The following is a 4,274-nucleotide window of genomic DNA, read 5'->3' on the forward strand; positions in this document are numbered from 1 at the left end:
GCTTCGCCACGGGCGCGGTGGGAGCTCGCGCGTCGATGTACTCCAGGTCGAGCTTGCGCTCCAGCGCGTCCGCGAGCACGGCCCCCGCCGCCGCCGCCTTCGCCTCGAGCCCGGAGGGCCTCCCCATCCTCACCACCGTCCCGGTGGGAGCCAGGTGGAGGACGATCTCGTCGCCGATCCCCACGCTCGCCGTGGCGTCGCGCAGCTGGGGCGGGAAGGTCCCGAACTCGGACAGGAGGGCGAGGCTGCGGGCGTCCAGTCGCGCGCCCGGTTCCGGCTGGGGGGAGGCCGTCCAGCCGTCCATCACCGGGAGCGAGATGTCCGGCGGCACCGGGAAGATGACGCCGTCGGCGTCGACGCCCAGCCGGTCCGTACCTCGCAGCAGGAGGAGGGGAGCCCGCTCGACGACCCGGATCTCGACGGTGGCCGGGAGGGTCCTTCGGACGTCCGCAGACCGGACCATCGCGATCGCCCGGACCCGGTCGAGCACCGCTCCCATATCCGTCAGGAGCATGCTCTCTCCCCCGCGCAGCCCGGCTGCGGCGTGGACCTCGAGGGCCGACACGCGGTCCGTACCGACCACCCGCACCTCCCCGACGCGCCAGAGCGCGGCCAGGGCGCCCAACGCGGCGAGCAGGATCCCCGCGACCACCGCCAGCCTCAGGACGAGGCGACGGTGACGCCGACGCGGGAAGCGGACGAGCTTGTCGTCGCGCTTGCGCCTCACCGCCGTCCTCACCGGCATGTCCTGGACGTCACCTAACCCTCAACCTCACCTTCCACCTCCGTCCTGACCTCGGGGAACTCCCCGAGGAACCGGACCTCCGGCTCGAGCTCCACGCCGAACCGGGCCCGGACCTCCCTCTGGGCCCGCACCACCAACGTCCACACGTCGGCGGCGGTCGCGTCACGCCCCGCCACGATGAAGTTCGCATGAACCGACGACACCTCCGCTCCCCCGGCGCGCGCGCCCTTCAGCCCGGCCGCCTCGATCAGTCGTCCGGCCGAGTCGCCGGGCGGGTTCTTGAAGACGCTCCCGGCGCTGCGTCCGGGAGGCTGGTGCTCCCGCCGCCAGCGGAGGTACGTGGATATGCGGCCGGCCACCTCGGCGGGGTCGCCCGGCTCCAGCCGCACCTCCCCCGCCACCACCACGTGGCTCGGGGCGAGCGTCGAGTGCCGGTACCCGAACCCGAGCTCCTCGACGGAGAGCCGCGCCCGCTGCCCAGAGGTGAGGTCGACGGTGTCGGCCCACACGAGCACGTCGGACATGCTCCGGCCGTGCGCGCCCGCGTTCATGCGCACCGCGCCTCCGAAGGTGGCGGGGATCTCGGCGGCGAACTCGAACCCGGTCAGGCCGAGCCTGGCGGTCAGGCGGGCGCCCGCCGGAAGATGGACGGCCCCGCCGAACCGGATCGAGTCGGGTCCGACCGGCTCGTGGTCGCGGAACCCGCGACCGAGCCGGACGACCACGCCGCGGAACCCTTCGTCGGAGACGAGCATGTTGGACCCGCGTCCCACGATCGCGATCGGCACCTCCCCCGCACAGAGCTCCGCGACCGCCGCGAGGTCGTCGGGGGTCTCCGCCTCGACGAGCACGTCCACCGGCCCCCCCACGCGGAACGTGGTGTAGGCGTCGAGCCTGGCATCGGCGTGAACGGAGCCCGTCACCCGCTCGCGCAGGAGCGGAAGGACGTCCCCCGTGTCTCTCACCCGGGCTCCAACAGCTGGAGCATCTCCAGGATGCGTGGACCAGCGGTCGTCACGTCCCCGGCTCCGAGCGTCACGATGACGTCGCCGGCGGAGACCATGCCGGCCGCGAGCCCGGCGGCCTCGTCGAGGAGCGGCGCGTAGATGGCGATCTGCTGACCGCCCTCGAAGTTGTGCTGGACGGTGTCCCAGATGGAGCGACCGCTCACGCCAGGGATAGGCGTCTCGCGCGCCCCGTAGACGTCGGTGATGACGACGACGTCCGCATCCGCGAAGGCCTTGCCGAACTCCTCGGCGAGGTCCCTCGTGCGGGAGTAGAGGTGAGGCTGGAAGAGGGCCACGATCTGGGACCCCGCGTACCGCTCCCTCGCCGCCTGCAGGGTCGCCTCGATCTCCCTCGGATGGTGCGCGTAGTCGTCGACGACCGTGACCCCGCCCTGAACCCCGCGGACCGAGAACCTCCGCTCCACCCCGGTGAAGGCGCTCAGCGCCTCGACCGTCTCCTCCGGCCGGGCGCCGAGCAGGAACGCGGCCGCCGCGGCCCCCGCCGCGTCGAGCACGTGGTGAAGGCCCGGTACGGAGAGACGGAGCGTCCCCGCGTCGACGCCCCTCCAGGTGAGCCGCCACCATCCCTCCTCGCTCCGGCTCACGACGAGGTCGGCGTCGGAGGTGCCGTAGGTCACCACGGGTCCTCTGACGCGCTCGCGGAGCCGCGCGATGCCGGGGTCGTCGACGCACAGGACGGCGGGGCCGTCCGGGCGCCGCTGGTCCAGGAAGGTCAGGAACGCCTCGTCGATAGCCTCGGGCGTCCCGAAGTGGTCCAGGTGGTCGATGTCCACGTTCGTCACCACGGCCAGCTCGGGTCGCAGGTGGAGGAAGGACGAGAAAGCCTCGTCCGCCTCGGCGACCACGAGGTCGCCGGCGCCGAGCCTCGCGCCCGACCCCACGTCGTTGAGGTCTCCCCCGATCACGAACGACGGGTCCATACCTGCCCGCTCCAGGATCATCGCGAGCATCGAGGACGTCGTGGTCTTGCCGTGGGTGCCGGCGACGGCGATGCCGCGGCCGGCGTCGAATATCCGTCCGAGCAGCTCGGCCCGCATGATGACCTCGGCTCCCGCCTCGCGGGCGCGGACCACCTCAGGGTTCGTGGGGGACACGGCGGCCGAGACGATGACGTGCTCGGCGCCGTCGGCGTGGTGCGGCTCGTGCGACCCCACGTGGACCTTCGCCCCCAGCGCCTCGAGCCGGCGCACGGGCTCGGACTCCTTCAGGTCCGAGCCGGATACCTCGTACCCCATCGCATGGAGCAGCTCGGCGAGCGCGGCCATGCCGACCCCGCCGATGCCGACGAAGTGCACGCGGGTGCCGCGTAGGGGTCGCCCCAGCCCTGATCGCATGGTTAGTAGTGTGGCGGTCCGGCGGGCTCCACGTCACCATGTGACCGCCGCCGGAGCTCGTCCTCCACGAGGTCCGCGAGCCTGTCCGCGGCGTCGGGGCGCCCCAGCGCCCGCGCCGACTCGGCCATCGTCCGTCGCCGTCCCGGGTCGTCGAGAAGCTCGGTGAGGACGCGGGCCAGCCGCCCTTCGAGGTCGGGCTCGTCCTCGCGGACGAGCACCCCACCGCCGGCGTCGGCCACCCACCTCGCGTTCGCCTCCTGGTGCCCGCCCGTCGCCCACGGGCCCGGCACGAGCACCGACGGGAGCCCGAACGCGACCAGCTCGGCGGTCGCGCCGCCCGACCGCGTCACGACCAGGTCGGCCGCCGCGTACGCGCGCTCGATGGTGGGCATGTAGTCGAGCACCGTCCGGGGAACGTCGACCTCGTCCCATGCCTCGCGGGTCTCCTCGAGGAGGTCGGGCCCGGTGAGGTGGATCACCTGGACGTCGTCGCGTCCGCTCCAGGAACGCGCCGCCGCGACCACACCTCTGTTGATGGGCCTCGCGCCGAGGCTCCCGCCGAAGGCGAGCACGGTGGTGCGCCCGTGCGGGGCGAGCCCTAGATCGGTCAGCGCCTCGGTCCGGACGCGGGCGCGCTCGTCCGGTCCCATCTCGGCCACGGTCCGGACCGGGGGCCGCAGGGGGTTGCCCGTCACCGCGACCCGCACCCCCGCCGGGTCGGAGGGGAGCGGCACGCTCAACGCGAGCGCGTCCGCCCATCGCAGGGAGAGCCGGTGCGCGAGCGAGAGGTGACCGTTCTGCTCGTGCAGGACGACGGCCCGTCCGGTCGTGCCCGCCGCCACGCAGGGAGCGACCGAGTGGTACCCGCCGAACCCCACCACGGCATCGACCCCCTCCCGGGCGACGATCCGCCTGCACCGGGCGACGGCCCTCAGGAGGTCGATCCCCGCCAGGACCGCCCGCGGGGAGGCGGAGCGGGGGAGGCCGCGGCCGGGGATCTGGTGCAGGCGGTAGCCGGCCGCGGGGACGGCGGTGGCCTCCATGCGGGCTCCCCCGACGAAGGAGACGTGATGGCCGCGCCCCTTGAGCGCGTCGGCGACCGCCAGCCCCGGGTAGACGTGTCCCCCGGTGCCCGCAGCGGCGACGAGGATCCTGGCCAACGACGCT

At 73.7% G+C, this 4,274-nt stretch carries 4 protein-coding genes; all 4 read right to left on the reverse strand.

From position 1 onward, the window contains the following. Window positions 1-739: FtsQ-type POTRA domain-containing protein (locus VM840_02670; GenBank protein ID HVL80479.1), on the reverse strand; the 739-nt coding region annotated here is incomplete at its 3' end. A 20-nt stretch (window positions 740-759) separates the two neighbouring features. Beyond that, window positions 760-1,710, reverse strand: a complete 951-nt coding sequence (gene murB / locus VM840_02675; protein HVL80480.1) for a UDP-N-acetylmuramate dehydrogenase — start codon at window positions 1,708-1,710, stop codon at window positions 760-762. After that, complete coding sequence (murC, locus tag VM840_02680; protein ID HVL80481.1) at window positions 1,707-3,107, reverse strand: UDP-N-acetylmuramate--L-alanine ligase; 1,401 nt, start codon at window positions 3,105-3,107, stop codon at window positions 1,707-1,709. The genes murB and murC overlap by 4 nt, the downstream gene beginning before the upstream one ends. 2 nt (window positions 3,108-3,109) lie before the next feature. Beyond that, a partial coding sequence (locus VM840_02685; GenBank protein ID HVL80482.1) for a UDP-N-acetylglucosamine--N-acetylmuramyl-(pentapeptide) pyrophosphoryl-undecaprenol N-acetylglucosamine transferase occupies window positions 3,110-4,274 on the reverse strand: 1,165 nt, incomplete at its 5' end.

It is taken from the genome of Actinomycetota bacterium (assembly GCA_035540895.1).
Taxonomy (GTDB): Bacteria; Actinomycetota; JAICYB01; order JAICYB01; family JAICYB01; genus DATLFR01.